Here is a 24,805-nt window from a genome sequence, read left to right as displayed (position 1 = left end):
ATCTAATTTTAAAGCAAATACTCGTGTTTTGCTGGTACTGGGGTGTTTATACTTTATTTTAATAATTCCTTATGATATCAAAGAAGCTCAATTCTTTATACAGCCTCAATTCGCTGTTGCCTTTTACGCTCATGGACCGCTACCTGACCAAGGAATTGGTCGCACCATTTTTATTTGGTGTGGGAGCATTTTCATCACTGGGTGTCACTATTGATGCTGTGTTTGAGCTAGTGAGGAAAATTGTTGAGTCTGGATTGCCAATTAGTATTGCAATTCAGGTTTTCTTGTTGAAATTTCCCAATTTTGTGGTCTTAGCTTTCCCCATGTCTACCCTGCTGGCTACTTTGATGACTTATAGTCGTCTTTCCAGCGAGAGCGAACTAATTGCTATGCGTGGCTGTGGGGTAAGTGTCTATCGCATGGTGCTAACGGCTGTGATGTTGAGTCTGCTGGTGACAGGGATGACATTTATCTTTAATGAGCAAATAGCACCAGCCGCAAATTACCAAGCAACTATGACTCTGGAAAAAGCCCTCAAGTCAGACAGACCGACTTTTCAGCAGTCAAATATCTTCTATCCGGAATATCGAGACATTGAACAGCCAGATGGTAGCAAAAACCGGATACTGGCACGCTTATTTTATGCTGACCAGTTTGATGGTAAGCAGATGAAGGGTTTAACAATTATTGACCGCTCCACGGAAGGTTTAAATCAAATTGTGGTTTCAGACTCTGCGGAGTGGAATGCTTCTGATAACGTTTGGGATTTTTACAACGGTACGGTTTATTTAGTAGCTCCAGATCGCTCCTATCGCAACATTTTACGGTTTGAACATCAACAACTGCAACTGCCGCGCACACCATTAAACTTAGCCGAGAGAAGCCGAGACTATGGCGAAATGAATATTGCTGAATCTTTAGAACAATTAGAAATAGAACGTATTGGTGGCGACAGGCAAAAAATTCGCAAACTGCAAGTCCGGATTCAACAAAAATTTTCTTTGCCATTTGTCTGTGTAGTCTTTGGCTTGGTGGGTGCATCGATGGGAACCAGACCCCAGCGTAGCGGCAAAGGTACAAGTTTTGGTGTGAGTGTCATCGTAATTTTTACCTATTATTTAATTTTCTTTATTAGTGGTGCAATGGGACAAGCTGGTGTGTTCTCTCCCTTCATCGGAGCTTGGCTACCCAATTTCTTGTTTTTAGGAATAGGTTTATTCTTATTGATGCGGGTAGCTGAACGTTGAGGATTACTGGCAAACTGCTGTAAGTTGCATCTTTCTTGCTTTACCCAGAGGGAGTGTCAATATAGAGTATAGATAAATGTTGGCGCGGGTCAATTTTAATCCCACATTTCCTTTTCAGAAAAGCTAAAAACCTGGACAGTTTTTCCAGTAATTTTTAGGAGATTTTAGTCCTCTATGATACATATTTATGTCACATCGTGATTATCCCCCCGCCTATTTACGTTATCTCAAAGCTAGGTTATGGAATTTAGGTAAACCGAGTTTTTGGGTAACAGCAATTTTCTTATCGGTGATTGGACTGGTAATTCGGGAATATTGGTCTAACCCCAATGTGTTTACTTACAAGCAAAACCCAGAAGTTAGTTCCTCTCTTTCGCCAGAAGAAAGAGCGATCGCGGCAGATGTTGATAATTTACCAGCCTTGTTTCGGGATTTTCAACGGGCAAATATGCCTGTGGTCGGTAATATCTCTCGGAGAAAATCTCCTGAGAATAATAATGATAATTTACTCCAGGAACTTAACAAACCAGATTCTGCTAACAGTGACGCACCCATTTCGGAAATAGGCACATTTAATAGCGTTTCCCCAGATCCAGGGAAGAATCCCTTTGTTTCAGAAGCTGAAAATTTATTGCAGTCGGGGGCGTTTAATATTGGTAATCAGTCTTTGGGTATCAGCTCTTTAGCAGGTTCATCTCAACCAATAGAAACAGCAGCAAAATCTGATTTACCGACTATTGGCGTTAATCAAACTAAGAATGGTCAAAATCCTGACTCAATTGGTTCCTCACAAACACCACTTAACCAATCAAGCAACCAAAGTTTGTCTGGTTTAAATGGTGAGACAGCAAATCAATTTAATTATTTAGGACAACCTGCTGCTGCTGGAGTAATGCAGACCCCGCTGAACAACGGTTCACTGCGCCAAAGTTTTTCACCCAATGGGTTAAATACTGCGACTGGTATTCCACCAACTGTAGCTGTACCAAATAACTTACCGCCAAATTCCTGGGATAGTGTCGATAGCATCCAGGGTTTACCTAGCCCCATAGACCCAGTAAACCTGACTTCACCTGTGAACTATGGTGGGGAAACTGGGATACAAAGTAATATGACACCCAATTCTGTCCAGACTCCAGCTGCCAATACAATGACACAGATGTCCCCAGTGGTAGCTGATCAAAATGGTAATTTAATTTGGCGATCGCCTAGTCAACAGATGGAGTCTAATTCCTTAAATTCTCGTCAGATACCAGGACAGAATACAGGTGGAGTTCAGAACAATAATTTTGATTTATCCAATTTTGAATTTTAGGCCTAGCCGCAGATAGCCGGAAAAGTTGGGGGATATCTGGTTTTATCCCCCTCATCCCTAAATAAATATACTTAAAGTTTGCAGACTACATTTTCAACACCCTCACCATCTTTATCTAGAACCGCTCAACTGTGCCTCAGAAACCCAAGTACCGTGGAAGCCATAGGGTACTCTTTGGGGAATTAGTACCCGCGCTACAGGTGCGGCGGTGACATCTTGGGCGTTTACCACTACAAGTTCCGACGTTTCTGCACTCTCATCGTAAACAAAAGTCACCAGCCAGCCATCATCTTCATCTGTAGCACCAAGACTGGGCGCAAACACAGCTTCGCCGCCATAACGTCCTTTGCCAAATTCATGAGTTTGGGATTTCTGATCACTCAGGTCGTACTTAATTAATCCGTCAAACAGTGGTAGGGAACCGTTGCCCATTTTGCCAGCATAACCGTATCGTGTTGGTTGTCCCACCAGGTTTTCGTTAATGCGGGGAAATTCCGCAGGTACATCGTCTAGCATTTCTTCACGCACTTTTCCTGTGCTGAGGTTAAATCGCCAAGAATGTAAACGGGGAATATCTGCATCTGGATCAATTTGGGAATTATCAGCCTTTAAGACTGTGGTGGAACTCATGCGACAAGCTATGAGTACTACTTCATCTTGATCTTCGTAAGCGTTGAGAGTATGGAAGACGTAGCAAGGAGAACTTTCAAACCAACGGATATTACTGTTGTCGCCATGACGTGGAATAATCCCAAAGCGACTGGGGCGATCGCTTTCAAACATGATCAGAGGTTCTCCCCGTTCTAATCTTTCGGCGTTCAAAGTCAAGGGCAGATCCATAAAAATTGTATAGTTTTCAGTGATGGCAAAATCATGCATCATCACCCCCATTGGCAGATCAATTGGCACTGTCCGGACTATTTCACCAGCGGCTGAGACTATGCTGTATTGCAGGTATGGTGGGGTTAATGAGTAACCAAAAAATCTCATCTCACCGTTCTTGGGGTCTACCTTGGGATGGGCTGTAAAGGCAGAAACTAATTGGTTATTATAGGTGTATTCACCTTTTGTCGTTAAATCAGGAAGTTTGATAGCGTGAGGCGCACCGCCTTCATTCAAGGCTAACATTTGACCAGCGTGCCAAACGAGGGCTGTATTTGCAGTGTTTTTGTATCCACCATGAGGATTATCCATCTGCGGCGGTTCAAATATCCCAGACCAGACAGCTTTACCTGCTTTTTGTTCTATTTTCCATCCTCTGGTTTGCACATAGCGATTGCAATAAGTGGCTTGACCGTTGCTAATTCTGACACCGTGTAACATTCCATCGCCGTCAAACCAGTGATACTGACCAATCGGTGACCATTGGGGATTAGGACCATTGCGGACAAACATCCCTGATAAGTTGGCGGGTAATTCACCTATGACTTTGAGGGTATCGGTGGTGATTTCTTCCCGGATTGGCTCAAAGTTGCTATTGAGATAGGGATTGATTGCTGTGATTGTCATTATAATAATAATAGCCTTGCCTTAATTGTGCTTGGCAATATAGATGAGCTTTTCCAATTTAATTTAACACCAAATTCTTTGCTTGTGTATGATTTAGATTTGTATAATATCTAATTAAATCATCAGCAATTTTTTGATAATTCCTGCTATTGAAACAATAGTTAAATTAGGTAGTATCGTTCAATTTGGAGAAATATTGGATCAAATTATTTAATAAACAAAGAAAATTATCAACTGTGATTGATAGCGATGGGGAATAAAATGGATTAGTAGATGATATTTCCATTAATCAAGGTGAATTTGACTGGGGAATTGTGCCATGAATTCTCTTGTATACTTAGAGGCAGATTCACAAAATATTACTTAATCAACTTGACTCACAGAGTAGCAATCCACTTGTGATACTTCCTAATCTTTCTCGGTGCGCCATTAGTAGATTAAACTTGTATCAGGGCAGTGCCTCAAAATGCCAGGGTTAAATTATGTTTGTTGCGTATTTAAGACAAGAATCAACTCATCTGATCTGTAATATATGACGGTGGAGCTAAAGGTGACTAGTATTGATCATAACATCTTCTCTTTTTCAGGAGAAGCATCTATCCCCCAGGCTCCTCCTGAATTTAAATCAGGTTTTGTCGGCATTATTGGTCGCCCAAATGTCGGTAAATCTACTTTAATGAATCAATTAGTAGGGCAAAAAATTGCGATTACATCCTCTGTAGCACAAACTACACGCAATCGTTTACGAGGGATTTTAACTACGCCAGAGGCGCAGTTGATTTTTGTAGATACACCAGGAATTCATAAACCCCATCATCAATTAGGGGAAGTGCTGGTCAGAAATGCCAAAAATGCCATTAATGCAGTAGATGTTGTACTGTTTGTGGTGGATGGATCAGTAGCTTGTGGTTCTGGCGATCGCTTTATTGTTGATTTGCTGACTCGGACTGAAACTCCAGTAATATTGGGTTTGAATAAAATTGACCAACAACCTGCAAATTTTGAGGTAATTGATCATACTTACCGAGCTGTAGCTGAAGCCAATAAATGGCCGATAGTCAAATTCTCCGCCCAGACTAGTTCAGGATTACCAGAACTGCAAGAGTTATTAATCGAACATTTAGAAACGGGGCCGTTTTACTATCCCCCCGATTTGGTAACCGACCAACCGGAACGTTTTATCATGGGTGAATTGATTCGCGAACAGATTTTACTATTGACTCGTGAAGAAGTTCCTCATTCAGTAGCGATCGCTATTGATAGAGTCGATGAAGCGCCGACTATTACCCGTATACTTGCAACCATACACGTAGAACGAGATTCCCAAAAAGGTATTCTCATTGGTAAAGGTGGCTCAATGCTCAAAGCCATTGGTAGCGAAGCTCGCGAACAAATTCAAAAGCTAATTGCTGGTAAAGTTTACCTAGAACTGTTCGTGAAAGTGCAACCAAAATGGCGACAATCGCGCATGACTTTAGCAGAGTTAGGCTACCGTGTAGAAGAGTAAATAGTCATTGGTCATTGGTCATTGGTGATGAGAAAAAACAACTAACTGATGACTGATGACTGATAACTGATTAATTCCAAATTTGCACAACCCGACCATTGAGTTCTTGTCCTAGCCAAGGTGTATTACTAGAAAGTGTATAAAGATTTTTTCTTTCCACCTTCCATATTTCCTGGGGATTAAATAAGGTAAGTTCTGCTTTTTGATTAGGAGTAATTGTACTCGGTTGCTGTTGCAAACATCTTGCTGGTTGGGTGCTTAAAGCCCGCCATAATTCCAAGGCTGTAAATTTCCCAGTTTCGACTAAATGCTGCCATAGTAGGGGTAATGCTAACTCGAAACCAATTGCTCCAGGAGGCGATTCTGCAAAGGCTTGGACTTTCTCCTCATAGGTGTACGGTGCATGATCAATGGCGATCGCATCAATCACACCTGCTTTTACCCCTCCACGTAAAGCCTCTACATCACTGGCATTACCTAAAGGTGGATCTAAATGCAGGCTGGTATTATAACTTTTAATTGCTTTGGTGTCAAGCAACAAATGCATCCAAGTCGTGCTGGCGGTGATGGGTAAACCCGTGGCTTTAGCTGCGGCGATTAGTTCCACACTGCGAGCTGTAGAGACGCGCATGATATGTACTGGCGTACCCGTGGCTGCTACTAATTCTAGCAAAGAAGCGATCGCCGTTGTTTCGGCACTGGCTGGGATTGGTGGTAAACCCAACCGTAGCGCTTCCGTCCCTTCCCGCATGACTCCATTGGCAGATAATAGGCGATCGCATGGACAAAATGCTACTGGTCTCCCGAAAGGTTGGAGATACTCCAAAACCCGCCGCACAAACCCTAAATTTTCCCAAGGCTTACCATCTGTAAAACCAACAACTCCCGCAGCTGCTAAATCTGCGAATTCTGTCAATTGCTTCCCCGCCAAATCCAGAGTCATCGCACCCCAGACGTGAATTTGGGGCAGATTTCCCATATCTCCACCTCTCGACTGCAACTGTGCCACAATCGCCGGGTGATCAATAGCTGGAGATGTATCGGGTAAAATGCTGACTCTAGTAAAACCACCAGCCGCAGCACTTTGTAATAAAGATGATAGAGTTTCTCGTTCTTCAAATCCTGGTTCACTTGAGTGACTATACAAATCTACTAATCCAGTACCAAGAACTAATCCCCGACAATCTTTAATTTGAGTATCAGAATTAATATCAGAAATCTCTGTGGCGACGGCTTGAATTTTACCATCAGCAATTAGGACATCAGCTATTTTGTCAGTTTCTAAACCTGGATCAATTACTCTTACTTGTTGTAGCAGTTCCGTCATACAATTTGGGATTTTAGATTTGGGATTTTAGATTGATTCCACAGATAAATCTAGGGACTGGGATCACGAAGAAAATATTGGTTATATAATTTGAAATTATTATTTATAACCACAGATCAACACAGATAAATTATCGGTATTTATTTATGTATATCTGTGGTTTAATTTTCATTTTTGCCAGAGGTTGATGAGTATTTTACAAAGCCCCAGCAGCAGTTTTATCCAGTACGCCTCCACTCAAATGACTGGTAATGTTCATTGCTTGTAGCACTGGTAAACCATTTAGTCCTGATGGGTAATCGATGACGCTAACTGCACCATTACCTTGGCGGAAATTCCAGAAATTTTCTGTTGATAAACCCAGAACGTGACACAGCAAAGTTTTGTTCGTAGCATCGTGAGCCACTATTAATCCAGTGTTGAGTTTATTTGTTAATGCTGCTTGCACAATCGATTGCCAAGCTGCTACACTCCGCTCCCAAACCTGCTGCAAATTTTCTCCTTCAGGCATTTGTACTTCTGCGGGTACAAGTCGCCAGCGCTGCAAATCTCCGGGAAACTCTTGCTCGATCTCTGTTTCTAGTTTTCCTTCCCAAAGTCCGTGACTGATTTCTCTTAAACCATCTTCTAATTCTAAATTTACACTAGGATGGTAACCCAAGATCAGTTCTGCTGTTTCTTTGGGACGCAGCATGGAACTACTAATAGCAAAGTCAATTACGACATCTTGCAGAAATTCGCCGGCTGTTTGCGCCTGTTTTCTCCCATGATCATTCAGGGGAATATCAATTTGACCTTGAAATCTGGTTTGGCGATTCCATTCGGTTTCTCCATGACGTACCAACAACAATCGTATTCCCTGATGATTCGGTCGCAAGGAAGGAAAAGTCTCTCCCATGTGTTGCGTCTGATTCATCGATTCTAGTTGGACTGGTTCATCTAAACCACCAGCAAAATTCAGTACACTAATGCCACAGTTAGATTGCTGTACGCAATGGTAGCGACTAGGAGGAATCCCCAAGGCTGTACTGATCAGAGCGCGATTAATGCCATTATGCCCCACTATCAGGATAGTTTCTCCTGGATGGCGTGACAAAATTTCTTGCCAAAATAACCGTGCTTGTTCATAGATAGCCAGGACAGGAAAATGTTCTCTTGTTCCTTCTCCATCCTTGACTAACATCCGCAGTTCATGGGGACGTTCTTTCCAGATGCGATAGTCTTCAGTAAACTTTTCCTTGACATCAGCACTAAGCATTTCTGCCCACAAAGGCAAATCAATTTCCATCAACTGATCGGCAATTTGCGGCGCAACAGAATTTGTAGAATCAGTTGCCAATTCACTATAGATAATATCGGCTGTTTTCTTGGCTCGCTGGAGAGGACTGCTATAAATAGCATTAAATGAAATATTGCTGAGGGCTTTTCCTACTTTACTGGCATCTGCACACCCTTTTTCCGTTAATCTTGACACATCGGTGCGTCCCTGGATTCGCCGCTCGGTGTTATAGCTGCTTTGTCCGTGGCGCACAATGATGACACGAGTCATCTATCTTGCCCTCCTATATCTAAAGGACTAATTCTACAACGATTGCAGCAGCTTACTTCAGAATAAATAAATAGCGCTTGTGGAGTGGGCATCCTACCATTGGTGTCAATAATAATATTTTTTATATTCAGCAAGTCCAAAAATTTTGCGGATAGCAAAGGCGATCGCGCAATGCTACCCGTTGTCAATGGTAATGGGGAATTACTTGACTTCGCTAGCTGCAAATTCAGTTACTCTACCTTTTCTCACTGCTAAGACGACATCGTAGGTTGCACAGTAGGCAATTGTCACATTATTAGCTTTATTGTAAAGATTGACTATCATCCCCGCACCACCTGCTTGAACAGCAATCGGTAAAAGGTCACCAAAAAAGAAACGGCGTAGTTGATCACCACTACCAAACTGTCCTTTATTCTTGATCAGTAAGTCAATTTGTTGTTGAGAAGTTAAACCCGTGGTATCTTTTTTTTCTGCGGCTGATGCTTGCACCAGTGAAGGATTCACCGCTTGGATGGGAATATCCCACACGGTTAACATCCCAGCTAGGGCAACACTTGTAAGCAACGATGAGGCAAGTTTCATTTGTTTTTCCTGAACTTTGGCTTTTTGAACTCACCAAAGCATCCCATCTGCACCTGAAGCTCATCTGAGATTCACCTATAATTTGTCTGATTTTATCCCTGCAAAACATTCAGTCTAAACTCAGCATTTTCTCATATTTATCTCACCTAGACTTAATTAACAAAGCCTAGTATCATTAACAGCGTTTTTATTACCGTGGTGTGATTGTGGCTAGTCAGAAGAAATGGCATCGTTTGATCGACAAGATTCCCGCACAAGCCTATCTCTGGCTAGCCATCTTGATTTTTGGAGGCTCTGGTGCAGTTACTCGCAAACTGACAGAAATCGGTTCCCAAAACTTAATAGATGGTCGCAATCCGATTTCGTTGTGTAATGTTTTATTTGTGGGAAATATCTGCGCTTTGATGGTTCTGATGTTGATCTATCGGCGACAGTGGAACAAAGCGACTTTGAGGCAAATATCCCGTCAGGATTGGTTGATTTTGACTGTAGTCGCCATCCTATCAGGAGCTGTTGCTCCTAGTTTAATTTTCCAAGCCTTGGAGTTAACGGAAGTTAACAATATTATTTTGGTTGGTAGATTGGAACCGCCGTTGATTTTGGCTTTATCGTTTTGGTTGCTGAGGGAACGGGTGAATATTTGGGAAATTGTCGGGGCGATCGCTGCATTCATTGGTGTGATTCTCGCTATCTTCCTTCAGACACCAGGACAAGAGATGATGAATATCGGCGGTTTCACTTTAGGACTAGGGGAATTTTTAACGGCGATCGCATCGGTAGCTGTAGCTGTGTCCACAATCATTAGTAAACAACGTCTTTCTCGTATCCCCATCGGAATCTACAACATCTTTCGGACTGCATTGGGAACTGTGATCTTTTTCTTGAGTGCAGTAATGCTTTATGGTATTGAGCATTTTATGGATATATTCTCACCTGTGCTGTGGCAGTGGATGTTGGTTTATGGCGTAGTAATTATCGTTTTAGGTCAATCTTTTTGGGTTCAGGGGTTGAGAAATTCCACTGTGTCTGTAGCTTCCTTAGTTGGCTCATTTACACCCATTGCAGGCATTTTAGCAGCTTATTTCATTTTAGGGGAAACTCCTACTTGGGGTCAATATATAGGCGGTAGCGTCATTTTAGTCGGGATATTTCTCAGCCAATTTGGTATTTGGCAACAGCAGCATCGTAGAGTTACCCCAGATGGCGTGAAATCTGCACCAGCCCAACAAGAGATAGAAGCAGAAATTGGATTTAAAGGAATTTGACATTTTAGTAGACAGATTCAGACCTAGGGCTGAACCGAGTTTTCCAGAGGTAATATAGGCTTGAGTCCAGAACTGATAATTTGTTAAGAAGTTGTATGAATCATGCTGACTCATTCTAGAATGCCTTCACTGCTGCTAACTTTTGCTCCTGGCTACTCAATCCCAAATCAATTCTTAGACCGAGGATCAGGCAGAAAACCGCACCCACGACTAATTTAGTTATTTCCTATGAAGGTGTTGATTCCTGATTTAACATCTCTGGTATTTCTGCACCTGCAACAATGCGATCATCGCGATCATCAGATTGAGAAAAGCCATCTAAGGCATCTTTGATAAATCCAGCTATGGGTACAGCAATTAACAATCCCAATAATCCGCCAATATAGGTTCCCAGCAACAAAGCAACTAATACCCATATTGGCCTCAGTCCTGTAAATCTACCTAAAAGACGCGGTGCGATCGCCTGGTCAATTAACTGGTCAGTGACCACAGCTACAGCTAAGACCTGAACTGCCAACCAAAAATTGTGTGATGCGATGATTAAAGTAATTAAACTGATACTAGCAATATCACCAAAGGGAATTAAGCTCAATATCCCCACGCCCAAACCAAATATTAAACCGAACTGGACTTGGAAAATTAAAAATATAGCTGTGAGTAAAACTCCCATCAGCGATGCCAAAGTTACCTGACCCAGCAAATAATTTTGAAAATTTTGCTGAAGCGATGTTTGTACTTTCCGAGTAAAACTCCAAGGTAATTTTTTAAATATTCCTTCCCAAATTCTTGGCCCATCTAATAGAATGTAAAAAGTCAATACTACTGTAATTAAAATATCAGAAACACTATCAATTGTTTCTATAACAATACTGAAAAGTTTATCAGTAAGATTCTCCAATTCATCTGGTAAACGCTCAGTAAATTGACTGATAATCTGACTAAAATTAATGTTTAATCCGTGGCTAATAGCCCAATTATCGAACAGTTGAATTTTTTGCTGACTGGCATCAATCCATTGCGGCAGTAATTTAGCCATTTCATTGAATTGTGGCAAAATAATGGGTAAGAAAGTTATCCCAAAAACCGCAAAAATTACCAAAGCAGATATCAATACTAAAGCTATTGCATAGTTCCGTTTAACACCAGCTTTTTGGAAAAACGCCACAGGATAATTCAAAATGAAAGCCAGCAAAGTTGCCAATATAAAAATTGTTACCAGAGCTTGAAAAGACTTTAGAAATGTAAATATTAGCCAAAAATTCAGAAATACTAGAGGAAATAGCAAAGTTAATATTAACCATTTCAGCAATTCTTTCAGTGAAATAGACATAACTAATAAGTAGGTGGGCGTAAATAAAGTTAACTAGCGGGGGTCGTCATTTGTCCTTTGTCATTGGTCATTGGTAAGGGTTTTATGGGTGTTTAATTTTCGTAATCTAGTTTGATTTTTCCATACCCACCTACTTATCCTAAATCAACTTAATATAGTAATCCTCTCTTATTTGTTTGACACCGATAGTTCAAATCCCCGACTTATCCAAAAATTCGGTGATATTTAAGAAATATAGTCATTCAAACTAACCTTCACTTTCCTTGAAAGCTAAAAATTGCTCCTGATTAATTCTACCTACCCGATAAAGGGTTTCTGTAATTTCCGAAAGAGTGAAAACTGCATGACCTCGATAACCATTGTCTAACAATCTAGCTTGCACACCATTTTCATGGTCAATCAAAACTACAATATCCTGAATATTCAATCCTGCTGACTTTAACTTCTCAGCACCTTCCATCACACTTTTACCACTGATCAGAATATCATCAACCACCACCACAGTTTCCCCAGGATAAAAATTACCCTCAATTAACCTCCGACTTCCGTGTGCTTTTACCTCCTTACGGGGATAAATCATCGGACAATGGAGACGCAAGGATAAACCAGTCGCAGTTGGCAAAGAACCATAGGGAATACCTGCTAAACGGTCAAAATTCAGAGAATTCAAAATCTCCTCATAAGCACTAAGAACTTGATTAAAAATTTGGGGATTAGAAATAATTTTTCGTAAATCAATGTAATAAGGAAAAGTCGCTCCCGATGCTTGCACAAAATTGCCAAACATAATACAACCAATATCATAAAGTTGTAAAATCAAATCTTGTTGGGGATGCTGATTCACAACATCAACATCAGGCAACCACACAGCACAGGTAGAAGCATCACGAACAATTTCAGTTTTTGCTTGATTAATTTCTGCACATAAAACCTCGATATTTTCCGCTAATTTTGGTTGATTCAACATATCTTGAGGAACAGGAATCAATAAACCATCACCATTAGCACTCAAGCCAGCTGCTAAAATTTGATTCAGATTACACCCCTCTGCCCAAATACTCCGCGCCATAATTATCCTCTCAGGCGCAACTGCCCGAATTAGCGCTAAAACTTCAGGATTTGTAGTACCTACTTCCAACCCCAATTGTTCTGGAGTCCCCCAATTTTTTGACTCCTTGACTACCTGCAAATAAAGAGGTGATTCATTTGTGGGATATTGTTGTAAAGCTTCTGCGCCTACATTAGAAGTACAACATAAAATAAATACCGCTTTATCAGGGTAAACTAAAAACGGTGCTACATGGTCTTGACCTGTATAAGGGCTGAGAGTAATGGCATCTATATTCCATTCTGTAAATACCGCACGAGCAAAAACAGTACTGGTATTTAAGTCGCTATGTTTAGCATCTAAAATAATTGGGATATGACTGGGAATAGCCGCTAAAGTTTTTTGCAGCAGTTCTAAACCCGGAACTCCCAAAGCTTCATAGAATCCTAATGTTGGCTTATAAGCACAGACAAAATCAGCCGTTTCATCAATAATAAATTGTAACCAATTATGCAAATCAGAGATAACATCCTGAGATTTATAATGCCTTGGCATCATCTCTGGATTTGGATCAAGTCCTACAAAAAGTAAGCTTTGATTTTGCAATATACAACCCTGTAATTTATCAAAAAAGTTCATTTTTATGATTACCTAAATTAGGATGTTTTCTGAATTAAAAGTCCCTACAGTCCTGCAAACCAGTCATAACCCTGATCTTCCCAGTAGCCCTTAAACGGGGATAAACTACTCAAAAGCGAGATTTTAGTTACCCACTTACTCTGCTTATAACCAAGTTTAATCGGAGAAGCTAAACGTAAGGGCGCACCATTATCAACTGGTAAAGCTGCACCGTTTTTCTCATAAGCTAACAAAGTCTGAGGATGTAAAGCTGAAGCTATATCCCAACTTTCATAGTAACCATCCGCAGATTTAAAAGAAGCAAACTGGACATTAGCTTGAGGTTCAGCAAGAGCGATAATTTCTCGTAGACATACACCACCCCACTGCACTATGGCCGCCCAACCTTCAACACAAACATGGCGAATAATCATAGAAGTTTGGGGTAAAGCTTGAATTTCAGCCAAGCTGAGGTTAAGAGGATTGTTAACTTCACCATCAATAATTAATCGATATTTATCAGGGTCAATAATTGGCGTATTTCTGAAGGTATTAATGATCAATTCCTCTGGTTTAACTTGACTAAGTGCAAACTCTGGAACAGGCTTTTGGGGTTGAAATATTAATTGTCCAACTTTGCGATTTAGTGGTTCAGAAAGTGGTCCGACTATATCTTCAAATGCTTGTGTACCACAGCTACCTAGCAGTAAACTTATGCTGGATAATCCCGAAATTTTGAGAAATTGACGACGCTGTATGTAATGTAAATTCATATATTTTTGGCTAAGTTAGTAAAATAGGTAAAACAAGATTCATGCTCCCTCTCCTTAATAAGGAGAGGGTTGGGGTGAGGTTTTTTATGACTTTCTAAACAAGTGAGACAAAATTGATGAAATTAATTTACCAAAACATAGATTCGGTAAGTTGAGAACCTCCTGCTTTTCTTCCTAATAATGAGTGAATAATTGTAAAGATAATTACCATTGGCACTGACGAAAAATGCACAATTCTTAATGCTTGCCAATCGCCAAACATATCGACAATCCAGGGAAATTGGGCGGGTTTATACATACCTACCCCTGTAAGTAATGCTAACAGTAAAATGGGAATAATTGCTGTATATATGATGCGATGCCACGCATAAGCTAAACGCTGAGGATTTTGAGCTTTTTGTAATGCTTTGAGGTCTTTCACACCCACAAATCTATGTCGCCAGCGTCGAGTAATTAAGACATAAATTCCGTACCACAGCAGATTTAGTGAGAATAACCACATAGCTGCAAAGTGCCAGTGTCTACCTCCCGCTAACCAACCTCCTAATGTAAATATGGGGGGAATGTGTAAACCAGCACGTCCACCAAATACGGGGTTGGCATTGTAAATTTGTAGCCCACTGGTGAGCATGAGAAATAGGCTAATGATATTAACAGAGTGGAAAATCTTCGCCCCTATGGCTTGATTATGTAATTTTGGTTGGGGAGAGGGCAGGTTTGAAGTCATTGATTAATTAAATATAAAGTTTACTTATCTTGATTTTCTTATCCTACGCTTCAGTGAAGATAATGGGAATTTAATTGAGTGGAAAATCTTCGAGATGCTATCCTAGCAGCTGGTTAGTTAAAACTGATCATAATTCTCAGTCGCCTCTTTTTTGTAAGTTTGTGCCTTTGTGCTGAAAAAATAATAAGATTAACCACTAAGACACCAAGATACTAAGGGACTGACAATTAAAAAAATATTCCATTGCTGAGGTAGGCAGGGGAGCAGGGAGCAGGGGGGATAAAGAACAAAGATGGTCTGATGAAATGGGGCAATTTATTTTCTGGAAATCCCTAAGATACCAAGTTTCAAGAGGTGAGATAATCGTTGGAAAGACTATTAAAGATAGCCAAAATTATTGATGTCTGTACTGAACGCATTGGTAAATTGACCGTTTGGCTGGTGCTTGTCATGGTCATACTTGGCGTATGGAATGTTATGGGACGATACTTGGGGGGGTTTATTGGCATTAATTTAACTTCTAATGCTTACACAGAAGCCCAATGGTATATTTTTGATTTAATTTTTTTGTTGGGTGCGGGCTACACCTTAAAGCACAATGAACACGTCCGCGTTGATGTGTTTTACAGCAATTGGCCGCCTCGGCGAAAAGCGCTGGCAGACTTGCTGGGGACAGTATTATTTCTCATTCCATTCTGTATGATGGTGATATTTTTTTCTTGGGATACCATCTTGGCATCGTGGCAAATTCTCGAAACATCGCCAGATCCTGATGGTTTACCCCGCTACCCCATCAAAACCATGATTATTGTCTCCTTTGTCTTGTTGATTTTCCAGGGAATTTCTCAGGGAATCAAAAATTTGGCAATTATTCAAGGCAGATTAGAACCCCAGGAGGAAAATCATGACACTGGATTATGAATGGCTGGGGCCAGTGATGTTTGCTGGGGCGTTAGTGCTGCTATCGCTGGGATATCCTGTAGCTTTTTCTCTGGGTGGGGTGTCAATTTTATTTAGCATTTTGGGAATTTCACTAGGTGTATTTGACCCGGTGTTTCTCACTGCTATGCCCCAGCGCATTTTTGGGATCATGGCAAATTCCACTCTGTTAGCTATCCCTTATTTTATCTTTATGGGGTCGATGCTGGAGAAATCTGGGATAGCTGAGAATTTGTTAGAAACAGTGGGGATTGTGTTGGGACGCTTACGTGGCGGACTAGCTTTAGCTGTGGTGTTGGTGGGTTCGCTGTTGGCAGCAACTACTGGTGTGGTAGCGGCAACTGTAGTGACGATGGGTTTAATTTCCCTGCCGATTATGCTGCGCTATGGATACAACAAACAATTAGCTACTGGTGTGATTGCGGCATCGGGTACTCTGGGGCAAATTATCCCGCCGAGTGTTGTGTTGGTGGTACTGGGCGATCAGTTGGGGATTTCGGTTGGTGATTTATTTATCGGTTCCCTGATTCCCGGTTTGATGATGTCGGGTGCGTTTGCCCTTCATGTGCTGATTGTGGCATTTTTAAAGCCAGATTTAGCACCGGCTTTGCCGGCTGAGGTGCGAGAAATTGGTGGAAAAGCTTTGGGAAAACGGATAGTTCAGGTGATGCTGCCACCGTTGATTCTGATTTTATTGGTTTTGGGAAGTATCTTTTTTGGCTTTGCTACACCGACGGAAGCGGGGGCTGTGGGTTGTGCTGGTGCGATCGCACTAGCGGCTACAAACGGTCAACTTACCTTAGAATCTCTGCGTCGGGTTTGTGATACGACTTTAAAAATCACTAGCATGGTGCTGTTTATTCTGTTGGGTTCCACAGCCTTTAGTTTAGTATTCCGGGGATTGAATGGCGATCAATTTATGTTCGATGTCCTCGCTAATCTTCCCGGCGGTACCATCGGCTTTTTGATTGTCAGCATGGCAACGGTATTTATTCTCGGCTTTTTTATCGACTTTTTCGAGATTGCCTTTATTGTTATACCTTTATTTGTGCCAGTAGCCCAAGAATTAGGCATTGACTTGGTTTGGTATGGTGTGATTTTGGGAGCAAATCTGCAAACTTCCTTCCTCACACCTCCCTTTGGTTTTGCGTTGTTTTACCTGCGTGGTGTTGCACCGCCAGAAGTCACCACCTCTGACATCTATCGCGGTGTTATCCCATTTATTTTGCTGCAATTACTAGTTTTAGTCTTAATCATTGCTTTCCCCGGTATTGTGAGTTTTTTACCTAACTTGGGCAAGTAAGGATTGGGGATTGGGTACTAGGTTAGAGAATTTTTTCCCCCTGCCCCCTGCACCCTGCCTCTTTTCCACTCCCTAACTATTGGACATGGCAAAATTGGCATAACTCAATTCATTAACACGGTTCCAGTCGAAAACTTGTTTACGGAAGCCTTTCCACTGTTCATAAACTTCTTTGAAAGTTGCGTCTTTACTAGCATTTTCCTCCAAAAATTCAAAGGAGGCTTTTTGAGATGCTTGCATAATTTCTGGGCTGAAGGAAACTAATTTAGTCCCGCCGGCGGTCAATCTCGCCAGTGCTTGACCATTCAAGGCATCGTATTCAGTCAGCATATTTATGTTGGCTTCATGAGTCGCTGTCTTGAATATGGCTTGGTATTCTGGGGGCAATTTGTCCCAAGCACTACGGTTAACTAGTACTTCTAATGTGGGGCCTGGTTCCCACCAGCCTGGATAATAATAAAATTGCGCGGCTTTGTTTAAACCCAGTTTCTCATCATCGTAAGGGCCTACCCACTCGGCTGCATCAATTGCGCCCCGATCTAGTGCTAAGAAAATTTCGCCTCCTGGTAAGACTTGCACACTCACACCCATACGAGATATGACTTGTCCCCCGATTCCGGGAATACGCATTTTTAAACCTTGAAGGTCGGCAACAGTGTTAATTTCTCTTTTAAACCATCCTCCCATCTGCGCCCCAGTGTTACCAGCTGGAAAGTTAATGATATTGAAGTCGCTATAGATTTTTTGCATGGCTTCTAGTCCCCCGCCATGATAAAGCCAAGAGTTCTGCTGTTGGGCATTGAAGCCGAAGGGTACTGAGGTGGCGAAGGCTAAAGCTAAGTTTTTACCGATGTAATAGTAACTGGCTGTGTGTCCGCATTCCACTGTTCCCGCTTGCACCGCGTCCATGACTTGCAACCCTGGAACCACCTCACCCGCGGCAAAGGGTGTAATGGAGAAACGTCCGTTGGTCATTTCTTTGACTCGTTTGGCAAGTATATCTGCACCGCTAAAAATCCCTAGAGATTTAGGCCAGCTGGTGGCCATTCGCCACCGGATATTGGGCTGTCCAGTTTGCACATTGGCGGCGGTTTGGGTGCGCGCACAGGAACCTAATGTGGCAGCAGTTGCAGTGGCGATCGCAGCTGTGTGGAGAATTTTTCGACGTTTCATGATGCTTGGTACTAAATTTTGAGAGTAATACGGTAATTTACCAGTTTTTTGGAGTTGATTGATACTGAAAATCAAAGAACCCCATTGAAGAGGCAGGGGAGCAGGGGGGAGTTAAGAGGCAGGGGTGCAGGGAGCAGGGAGCAAGGGGGAGTTAGAAATTATTTTAAACTTCCGCTTACTTAACAACCTTCCTCTTTTCCCCTGCACCCTTTCCTGTTCTTTCCTTTACGCCCACTGACTTAATGTCACTTTTGCAAAACCAGATGAAAGGAATTTAAATACCCTGTGATGGTTCTGGCTAAAGTTGGCTGCTGTTTTTTGCTGGCGATCGCCATTACTTGATACAAACGACCCTCGGCAACATACATTCTGTTTCTGGTGATTTTGCCGCTAGCGTTGACATACTCAATTTCTTTGCCAGGATGACCATTAGAACTCACAATGTTACGCTGACGAACTAAATTACTGTTCGTCGTTTTTAAAGCCATATCCCTGGCATCATCCAGTATGGTTTGGGGAGCAGTCATTTGAGCGTAACTGTAAGGAAAATCATTATAAACAACCAAGTATGCTACTTCTTGGTTTGGGGGTTCGGCAACAAACATTTCTAAGTTAATTTCCCCCATGTAGGTTTTTTGGATTTGAGTATTCCTGTCTGGCTGTCCGGGCATCAAAACAGTAAAGCGTCCGTCTGGGGCATTGAATACCGCCCATTGTGGCTGTACAACTGGAGGCTGGGGTTTACTTGCTTCTACTAGGGCAGAACCACCACAGATAACAGTGGCGGTGATGAGTGGTAACAAAACTCTAATAGTCATAATTCTAGCCCTCACGTATGCAGATATTACCGATGCTAGTTGTTATAACCTAGCGGCACGTAAAGCTGCACCAATTAGCCCCACTTGTTGATTGAGAATAATATACACGGGTATTTCTTCCAGTAGGGGACGCATTCTGCCTTTTTGGCTGAAGTTTAAGAGAAAATTGCCATTTTGCAGCATAGTTTGGATTTTGGGCGCAATCCCACCAGCAATATATAAGCCGCCGTATGGTAATAATTTGAGGGCTAGATTGCCGGCTTCTGCACCGTAAATGTCTACAAATAATTTCAAGGTTTGTACCGAAAGGCGATCGCTTCCTTGGATTGCAGCTACACCAATAGCCGCACCTGGATCAACGCTTTTTTCCTGCTGTCCGGCTTCTTGTTCCCAGGTTCTGACGATTTGGGCGATTTCTGGGGATTCGCTGGATATTTTGCGATCGCGCAAAAATTGGTAAATTGCCACAACTCCCTGTCCCGAAACTACCCTTTCTACAGAAACACGCTGGATATCATGTTTATCCAGTAAATATTTCAATAGCTGAAATTCCAACTCGCTGCGGGGGGCAAAATCAGCGTGTCCGCCCTCTGAGGGAAAGACTTGATAGTAGTTGCCCTGTTTAATTAAAAATCCTTGTCCTAAGCCAGTACCAGCCCCAATAATCGCAATCGGTGCTTCTAATTTGTGTTTACCAACTTGCAAAGTCAGCAAATCTTGTTTACTCAAACCGAAAATGCCGTAACCCACAGCCGCAAAGTCATTAATTAGGCACATCGAATCAATGCCCAATTCTTGTTTTAAGCGGTCGGTATCGAGAAACCAGGTTAAATTGGTCAGCTTGGCTGTATTATCTACCACTGGCCCGGCGATCGCAAAACAAGCCTTTTGTGGCACAGGCGTATTAGCCTTGATCAGAAACTGCTGCACTAACGGTACTAAATCTGGAAAATCCCCACTGCGGTAAGTTTCCTCATAAATAGTCTGTAACTCTTGTGAGTCTGATGCATCCACCAACCGCAAAATAGTTTTCGTGCCGCCAATGTCTCCGGCTAGTAACAAGGTCATACAATTTTAGATTTTAGATTTTAGATTTTGGATTTTGGTTTGACCCACAGATAAATCTAGTACAAGTCGGCTTAAATAAACAGACTATGCAAAATCAATGAAAAGCCTATTTTCTGTAGAGTAAACCCAGGATGGAGAGAGTTATTATTTAAGCAAATCGAATCACTGACTCGATCTCTGTCAAATGAGAAGTATCTCCCTTTAGTTCTAGCAACCATTCCGGGCCTTGGCGCACCACTTTCACTAGGGAACATAAAGAAGCCTTAACTTCTGTTTTGGCAATATCTCCTACTAGCCCCATAGCTGCCCCCAGTACAGATGCACCATGTCCTACCAGCAAAATATCCTGGGGATAGCATTCAGTCGCCAAGCATCTAGCCGTTTGTCCAGAACGTTCCCGCACTTGTTCGTGAGTTTCCGGATATTGCGCCGTGATCCGCGGGATGTAGGTAGTATCAATTCTGGGGAATAATTCTGCTAAAGCTGGAATTGACAATCTTTCTGGTTCTTCAGTCATCCAGTCCGGATTTAGCCACTCACTCAAACCTGTTTCTAGTTTAATCGGTAAATCTAAAACTTCTGCAACGGCGTTGGCTGTTTGTACAGTCCGCAGAAATGGGGAAGCAAAAATATGAGCAATTTTTTCTACTTGCAAGCGTTGAGCTAACTGCTGTGTTTGCACCATACCATCATCAGACAAGGGTGGATCATAACGTCTTTGGGCGGTGAGAAACCAGTCAGGGTTTACGAAATCGAGGCGATTAGCGTGTCTTGCAATCCAAACTATTTGATTCATGAGAGAATTTAATATATTTCCCGTAGGCTAAAGCCTGGGGCTACACGAAATAAAACCACGCCTGAGCGGGCTTCCAATTCAATATACTCTGATGTTGAGTAACTTTGTCTAGCACCAAGCCACTCAGGATATCAGTCCTAGTTTTATGTTGGTTTTTCATATTAATCGTAAATTAGCAATTTTAATTAGGCTTTTTCAGCTTTTAGCAGTTGTTCTTATAGGCATACAGTTGGGTATTTCGTAATCGGAATTTATGCAAATACCAGGAAAAATTTAATTACCTATTGAGGGCTACATCTTGGTACAAAATCAGGTAATGAGTGAAAAACTCCAAATAAAAAAACACTCCACCAGCTAATACCAATTTAATATAAAGATGCATAAATAGAATTTAATCATAAATCCGGTTCCCCTCCTCGCTTGCGGGGAGGGGCTAGGGGTGGGGTCGAAATAATATGCAGCCTCACAAATAATTGGTATAACGCAAAAAATCTCTCAAACTCTCATAACTCGGTCTCCTCTGTGCCTCTGATGTAGCCTTCGGCAAGCTACGCTAACGTTTCTTTGGGTAATTTATTTTTTGCAATTCCCTTATCTGATTTGACACACAACATTTGATTACCATTCTTTTGAAATTCATAAGCAACTTGCTTAACTTCTACCGCATATCCCCGTTGTTCTAATTCATTGATGATTGGTTGTAGCCAGGGAGATAATTCACCAGATAATTGTAACAGTGGAAAAATGCGTACTTCCTTGGCAACTCGGCACATTTCCCCAATTGATGCTAAATGAAACTCTGCTGAAAGTTGCTCAGAATAGGTAAATAATAAGTGAGAACACAAAGCTAAATCAAATTGATTTGTGGCAAAAGGTAAAACAGGTAATTCATCTTTTCGATAACGGCTTTGATTAATTCCGTTAGGGAAATTTTCTAAAAATTGACCCATTGCTTTCATGCGAATTTCACCCATCATCTCTGGTGACTGAATATTCTGCCAAACATAGCATTCTTGATTGTCTTTCACACCTTGGATAACTATTTCATAAGTGTCTTGAATGCGTTGAGTAATTTCATCAGCGGTGAATTGATAAACCGGGTCACAAGAAATAACTTTGTAGCCTTGAAGTGTCATTTCCGCATTGAAACTAGCAGGACCACCAGCACAATCGAGTATATTCAATTTTAATTCTTCAGGACTTAAATCAAACATCTGGGTATATTCCAGCATTGAACGTCCCCAAGGAATGATGCTTTCTAATTTCATCCCCATTTAGTATTTACCTCTACAACTTTAACTAGCCAAAGTAGGGTGTGCTGTCGCGCAACGCAACGCACAATCAACAGTTTATAGGAATGATGGGCGCTAATTTGCCCAAAAATACAGGAACTACTCCCCTATCTTCTCCCCAAATCGTTGCATAAAGCGGCGGTCAATCCCATCTTTCCAGCACCAGAAGAGTTGATGCGGTGGTGTAGTTAAAGATCCTTTGGAAGCGATCGCACGTTTATTACCAGTACCAATTAAACTGAGATATTGTCGCTGTGGTCGATAGGGTTTGAGTGGCTTACCTAATAAAGTCCTTTGTAAATTCTCAAACAATGGCTGACCTTGGCGCACAGCAAACACTCCAGCTTTGGGACGAGGATGATTTACCATAGTGGCGATGTCACCCGCAGCAAATACTTCTGGGTGAGTTTGAGATTGTAATGTATCTTCTACCAAGATAAATCCTAGCTCATCAGTAGCCAGTCCTGTAGTTTTTAACCATTGGGGTGCAGATGCTTGTGTTACCCAAAATATTTTATGGGACTCTACTAATAACCCAGATTCACATTTAATCTCAAACATTTCTTCAGTTTCTTTGTTAGCTAATGTGCTAGACAGTGGTGCAACTTGGCAAACCGTTTCCTCTAGATGCAAATTGATACCGCGCTTCATTAAAATCTGCTGAAATTGGTACTGCACTGAATGATGATAATTAGGCAACAGTGTTTCATGACGCTGGAATAAATGAACTTTCAAATTTTGAATTGGTTGCTGATTTTGTTGCAAGATTCCATGTAAATGAGTTTGCATCGATAGCGCTAACTCCACACCGCCAGCACCACCACCCACAATAGCTATACTAATCGGTTTTTGGGGATTTTTGGCTACACGTTCTAGTAGCTGATACCAATGTTCCAATAATTTAGGTACTGGTTTAGCCGCAATTGCATATTCTGTGGCACCTAATACAGATATAGTGGCTGGATTACTGCCAATATCAATAGACAAGACATCAAATTTTACGGCTGCACGGTTAGCACAAATCACTTTGTGGTTTTTCAAATCCAGTCCTACTGCTCTATCAATATAGAACTGTGCTTGAGCAAAGTTAGCCAATTTTTGTAAATCAATGTGGCATTCTTCATGTCTATAAAATCCCGCAATGTGTCCTGGTAGCATCCCAGAGTACGGTGTCTCTGGATCTGGGCTAATCAAGGTCAAACCTACTCCAGGCAAAGGATTCATGCCAAACATTTCTAATACAATGGCATGGCTATGTCCGCCACCAATTAACACTAAATTTTTGATTATAGGTTGAGGATTTTTTTGCATCTGTATACTAAGGCTAATTTATTTATTTAGTCATGATTTATATTTGATCCTACCATTGATCATCTTTTTTGCTGTTCATTGATTATTTTGCTATTTAATTTAAAGAATAATATACAGGCTAGTTTTTTAATGCATTTGTTTCCCCTTAAAGCGACAAAATTACTAATATATATAAAACAATTCCTCCGAATTGACTTATACAAATTTATACCATGAATCATGTCTGGAGAAGTTCGTGTTAGTTATATTCATCAAGAAAAATGTGATAAATTCTATTATTTCAAACACAAAAAATCATTAAATTTACTAATGTTTAAATCTATCTTTACCAGCACAATAGTATACATTAGTAAATCTTTTAAAGAATATCTGTATGTTGATGGCAATTATTAATACTTACCAAACAGTAAAACGGCATTTAGCTAGAAATCAGATATCATTTATAAACATCATCCTGGGGATAGTTGTTAGCCAAGAAAAAGCCCTGAATTTGACATTTGCCAGGTTGCAAAACCATTTATTTACAGTAGCGAAACATCTTAATCATGAAAAAATGGAGAACAGACTAGCAGGAATTCATGATTTAGAGCAATTTTCTCAAAATTACCCGCAATATCATTGGGAAATAATGGAACTGCTGACCAATTTTGTGCAAAATTATGCTGCTGAGAGCAATCGCTCACCAACAATTCCTCCAGATATTCAAGTAGCCCTGACGGTAATTGGGAGAAGGGATACTAATCAAGACGAGTCAGACGGACAACTGGATTTGAGTCACACAGATATGAGAGGGGCTAATCTGAATCAAGCAAACTTAGAACTGACAAATCTTTATCAAGTTAATCTCTCTCAAGCTAACCTTTCTGGGGCTAACCTGTCTGGCGCAATTCTCAGTGCTGCTAACCTCTGTGAGGCGAATCTTTCTGGGGCTAACCTGTCTGGCGCAATTCTCAGTGCTGCTAATCTCTCTGGGGCTAACCTGTCTGGCGCTAATTTGCAGCAGGCTAACTTATATCTAGCAAATCTACACGGAGCGACTCTCAGTGATGCCATACTCAAAGGAGCCAATCTCCGAGAAGCCAATTTTGGATGACACAGTGTGCGATCATCGCTTTACCCTCATAGAGGCGATCGCCTGATTAATCTAGCTGATCAATTAATTTACTGTCATATTTAATACAGTTTAACCCATAAAAATAGTATTAGTTAAGTCTGATGGTATATGTTCAAAAATCCGAGGTTATGGGGCATATTCAAATTTTAAGCTAAATGATATACTAATTTTTCCTAAACTCTAAGTAATAATTC

At 41.3% G+C, this 24,805-nt stretch carries 21 protein-coding genes; 7 read left to right on the top strand and 14 right to left on the bottom strand.

All coding sequences use genetic code 11. From position 1 onward, the window contains the following. Positions 1-131: 131 nt before the first annotated feature. Both AACX33_RS10750 and AACX33_RS10745 read left to right on the top strand, forming a co-directional pair. Positions 132-1,247 (top strand): LptF/LptG family permease, encoded by a 1,116-nt coding sequence (locus AACX33_RS10750; RefSeq protein ID WP_193998509.1) that lies wholly within the window; start codon positions 132-134, stop codon positions 1,245-1,247. Positions 1,248-1,434: 187 nt separating this feature from the next. After that, positions 1,435-2,562: a hypothetical protein gene (locus tag AACX33_RS10745; RefSeq protein WP_193998510.1), complete on the top strand. Its 1,128-nt coding sequence runs from the start codon at positions 1,435-1,437 to the stop codon at positions 2,560-2,562. A gap of 111 nt (positions 2,563-2,673) precedes the next feature. Here AACX33_RS10745 and AACX33_RS10740 read toward each other — a convergent pair whose 3' ends face one another. Next, positions 2,674-4,071, bottom strand: coding sequence for a carotenoid oxygenase family protein (locus tag AACX33_RS10740; protein ID WP_193998511.1), 1,398 nt, complete (start codon positions 4,069-4,071; stop codon positions 2,674-2,676). A gap of 532 nt (positions 4,072-4,603) precedes the next feature. On the opposite strand from AACX33_RS10740, the gene era reads away from it, so the two are divergent. Continuing rightward, complete coding sequence (gene era / locus AACX33_RS10735) at positions 4,604-5,578, top strand: GTPase Era (RefSeq protein WP_193998512.1); 975 nt, start codon at positions 4,604-4,606, stop codon at positions 5,576-5,578. Between the two features lie 70 nt (positions 5,579-5,648). Here the strand turns inward: era and AACX33_RS10730 are convergent, their stop codons facing one another. From AACX33_RS10730 to AACX33_RS10720, 3 genes are all read right to left on the bottom strand, one after another. Beyond that, positions 5,649-6,905 (bottom strand): dihydroorotase, encoded by a 1,257-nt coding sequence (locus tag AACX33_RS10730; RefSeq protein WP_193998513.1) that lies wholly within the window; start codon positions 6,903-6,905, stop codon positions 5,649-5,651. Between the two features lie 196 nt (positions 6,906-7,101). Continuing rightward, entirely contained in the window at positions 7,102-8,454 is a 1,353-nt protein-coding gene (locus tag AACX33_RS10725) for a histidine phosphatase family protein (protein WP_193998514.1), read from the bottom strand. Between the two features lie 201 nt (positions 8,455-8,655). After that, positions 8,656-9,036: a hypothetical protein gene (locus tag AACX33_RS10720; RefSeq protein WP_193998515.1), complete on the bottom strand. Its 381-nt coding sequence runs from the start codon at positions 9,034-9,036 to the stop codon at positions 8,656-8,658. A gap of 206 nt (positions 9,037-9,242) precedes the next feature. Here AACX33_RS10720 and AACX33_RS10715 point away from each other — a divergent pair, with 206 nt between their 5' ends. After that, on the top strand, positions 9,243-10,301 hold the full coding sequence (locus tag AACX33_RS10715; protein WP_193998516.1) for an EamA family transporter: 1,059 nt from the start codon (positions 9,243-9,245) through the stop codon (positions 10,299-10,301). A 226-nt stretch (positions 10,302-10,527) separates the two neighbouring features. On the opposite strand, the gene AACX33_RS10710 is transcribed toward AACX33_RS10715, so the two are convergent. The 4 genes from AACX33_RS10710 to AACX33_RS10695 all read right to left on the bottom strand — a co-directional run bounded on the left by AACX33_RS10710 (position 10,528) and on the right by AACX33_RS10695 (position 14,797). Beyond that, on the bottom strand, positions 10,528-11,631 hold the full coding sequence (locus AACX33_RS10710) for an AI-2E family transporter (RefSeq protein WP_193998517.1): 1,104 nt from the start codon (positions 11,629-11,631) through the stop codon (positions 10,528-10,530). Between the two features lie 247 nt (positions 11,632-11,878). Beyond that, positions 11,879-13,318 carry a bifunctional orotidine-5'-phosphate decarboxylase/orotate phosphoribosyltransferase gene (locus tag AACX33_RS10705; protein ID WP_193998518.1) on the bottom strand — a complete coding sequence of 480 codons (1,440 nt, stop codon included), beginning with the start codon at positions 13,316-13,318 and terminating at the stop codon, positions 11,879-11,881. Between the two features lie 44 nt (positions 13,319-13,362). Continuing rightward, positions 13,363-14,070, bottom strand: a complete 708-nt coding sequence (locus tag AACX33_RS10700; RefSeq protein ID WP_193998519.1) for a molybdopterin-dependent oxidoreductase — start codon at positions 14,068-14,070, stop codon at positions 13,363-13,365. A 127-nt stretch (positions 14,071-14,197) separates the two neighbouring features. Further along, positions 14,198-14,797, bottom strand: coding sequence for a cytochrome b/b6 domain-containing protein (locus AACX33_RS10695; RefSeq protein ID WP_193998520.1), 600 nt, complete (start codon positions 14,795-14,797; stop codon positions 14,198-14,200). Positions 14,798-15,163: 366 nt separating this feature from the next. Between AACX33_RS10695 and AACX33_RS10690 the strand changes: the two genes are divergently transcribed. Both AACX33_RS10690 and AACX33_RS10685 read left to right on the top strand, forming a co-directional pair. Beyond that, positions 15,164-15,718, top strand: a complete 555-nt coding sequence (locus AACX33_RS10690) for a TRAP transporter small permease subunit (protein WP_193998521.1) — start codon at positions 15,164-15,166, stop codon at positions 15,716-15,718. Continuing rightward, on the top strand, positions 15,702-17,039 hold the full coding sequence (locus tag AACX33_RS10685; RefSeq protein ID WP_193998522.1) for a TRAP transporter large permease: 1,338 nt from the start codon (positions 15,702-15,704) through the stop codon (positions 17,037-17,039). Before AACX33_RS10690 ends, AACX33_RS10685 begins: the two co-directional genes overlap by 17 nt. Before the next feature lie 72 nt (positions 17,040-17,111). Here the strand turns inward: AACX33_RS10685 and AACX33_RS10680 are convergent, their stop codons facing one another. The 6 genes from AACX33_RS10680 to AACX33_RS10655 form a co-directional block, all read right to left on the bottom strand. After that, on the bottom strand, positions 17,112-18,212 hold the full coding sequence (locus AACX33_RS10680) for a TRAP transporter substrate-binding protein (RefSeq protein ID WP_193998523.1): 1,101 nt from the start codon (positions 18,210-18,212) through the stop codon (positions 17,112-17,114). A gap of 245 nt (positions 18,213-18,457) precedes the next feature. Then, positions 18,458-19,030, bottom strand: coding sequence for a hypothetical protein (locus tag AACX33_RS10675; protein ID WP_193998524.1), 573 nt, complete (start codon positions 19,028-19,030; stop codon positions 18,458-18,460). A gap of 42 nt (positions 19,031-19,072) precedes the next feature. Next, on the bottom strand, positions 19,073-20,098 hold the full coding sequence (locus tag AACX33_RS10670) for a glucokinase (protein ID WP_193998525.1): 1,026 nt from the start codon (positions 20,096-20,098) through the stop codon (positions 19,073-19,075). A 148-nt stretch (positions 20,099-20,246) separates the two neighbouring features. Further along, positions 20,247-20,894, bottom strand: a complete 648-nt coding sequence (locus AACX33_RS10665) for a histidine phosphatase family protein (RefSeq protein WP_193998526.1) — start codon at positions 20,892-20,894, stop codon at positions 20,247-20,249. Positions 20,895-21,442: 548 nt separating this feature from the next. Next, positions 21,443-22,168 (bottom strand): SAM-dependent methyltransferase, encoded by a 726-nt coding sequence (locus tag AACX33_RS10660; RefSeq protein WP_193998527.1) that lies wholly within the window; start codon positions 22,166-22,168, stop codon positions 21,443-21,445. 117 nt (positions 22,169-22,285) lie between these two features. Further along, positions 22,286-23,497, bottom strand: a complete 1,212-nt coding sequence (locus AACX33_RS10655; RefSeq protein WP_193998528.1) for an FAD-dependent oxidoreductase — start codon at positions 23,495-23,497, stop codon at positions 22,286-22,288. A 373-nt stretch (positions 23,498-23,870) separates the two neighbouring features. Between AACX33_RS10655 and AACX33_RS10650 the strand changes: the two genes are divergently transcribed. Continuing rightward, positions 23,871-24,590, top strand: a complete 720-nt coding sequence (locus AACX33_RS10650) for a pentapeptide repeat-containing protein (RefSeq protein WP_193998529.1) — start codon at positions 23,871-23,873, stop codon at positions 24,588-24,590. Positions 24,591-24,805 lie beyond the last annotated feature (215 nt).

The sequence above is a fragment of the Nodularia sp. LEGE 04288 genome (genome assembly GCF_963896525.1).
Taxonomy (GTDB): Bacteria; Cyanobacteriota; Cyanobacteriia; order Cyanobacteriales; family Nostocaceae; genus Nodularia.
The sequence above is the reverse complement of the archived record's forward strand: the minus strand, read 5'-3'. Positions and strand labels throughout refer to the sequence as shown.

What these genes read in the sequence shown, in the direction of transcription:
- AACX33_RS10705 (WP_193998518.1), bottom strand. Translation starts at nt 13,318, where the DNA reads ATGAACTTTTTTGATAAATTACAGGGTTGTATATTGCAAAATCAAAGC.
- AACX33_RS10750 (WP_193998509.1), top strand. Translation starts at nt 132, where the DNA reads ATGGACCGCTACCTGACCAAGGAATTGGTCGCACCATTTTTATTTGGT.
- AACX33_RS10685 (WP_193998522.1), top strand. Translation starts at nt 15,702, where the DNA reads ATGACACTGGATTATGAATGGCTGGGGCCAGTGATGTTTGCTGGGGCG.
- AACX33_RS10710 (WP_193998517.1), bottom strand. Translation starts at nt 11,631, where the DNA reads ATGTCTATTTCACTGAAAGAATTGCTGAAATGGTTAATATTAACTTTG.
- AACX33_RS10745 (WP_193998510.1), top strand. Translation starts at nt 1,435, where the DNA reads ATGTCACATCGTGATTATCCCCCCGCCTATTTACGTTATCTCAAAGCT.
- AACX33_RS10680 (WP_193998523.1), bottom strand. Translation starts at nt 18,212, where the DNA reads ATGAAACGTCGAAAAATTCTCCACACAGCTGCGATCGCCACTGCAACT.
- AACX33_RS10665 (WP_193998526.1), bottom strand. Translation starts at nt 20,894, where the DNA reads ATGAATCAAATAGTTTGGATTGCAAGACACGCTAATCGCCTCGATTTC.
- AACX33_RS10660 (WP_193998527.1), bottom strand. Translation starts at nt 22,168, where the DNA reads ATGGGGATGAAATTAGAAAGCATCATTCCTTGGGGACGTTCAATGCTG.
- AACX33_RS10740 (WP_193998511.1), bottom strand. Translation starts at nt 4,071, where the DNA reads ATGACAATCACAGCAATCAATCCCTATCTCAATAGCAACTTTGAGCCA.
- AACX33_RS10655 (WP_193998528.1), bottom strand. Translation starts at nt 23,497, where the DNA reads ATGCAAAAAAATCCTCAACCTATAATCAAAAATTTAGTGTTAATTGGT.
- AACX33_RS10730 (WP_193998513.1), bottom strand. Translation starts at nt 6,905, where the DNA reads ATGACGGAACTGCTACAACAAGTAAGAGTAATTGATCCAGGTTTAGAA.
- AACX33_RS10670 (WP_193998525.1), bottom strand. Translation starts at nt 20,098, where the DNA reads ATGACCTTGTTACTAGCCGGAGACATTGGCGGCACGAAAACTATTTTG.
- AACX33_RS10700 (WP_193998519.1), bottom strand. Translation starts at nt 14,070, where the DNA reads ATGAATTTACATTACATACAGCGTCGTCAATTTCTCAAAATTTCGGGA.
- AACX33_RS10695 (WP_193998520.1), bottom strand. Translation starts at nt 14,797, where the DNA reads ATGACTTCAAACCTGCCCTCTCCCCAACCAAAATTACATAATCAAGCC.
- AACX33_RS10650 (WP_193998529.1), top strand. Translation starts at nt 23,871, where the DNA reads ATGTTGATGGCAATTATTAATACTTACCAAACAGTAAAACGGCATTTA.
- AACX33_RS10720 (WP_193998515.1), bottom strand. Translation starts at nt 9,036, where the DNA reads ATGAAACTTGCCTCATCGTTGCTTACAAGTGTTGCCCTAGCTGGGATG.
- era (WP_193998512.1), top strand. Translation starts at nt 4,604, where the DNA reads ATGACGGTGGAGCTAAAGGTGACTAGTATTGATCATAACATCTTCTCT.
- AACX33_RS10725 (WP_193998514.1), bottom strand. Translation starts at nt 8,454, where the DNA reads ATGACTCGTGTCATCATTGTGCGCCACGGACAAAGCAGCTATAACACC.
- AACX33_RS10675 (WP_193998524.1), bottom strand. Translation starts at nt 19,030, where the DNA reads ATGACTATTAGAGTTTTGTTACCACTCATCACCGCCACTGTTATCTGT.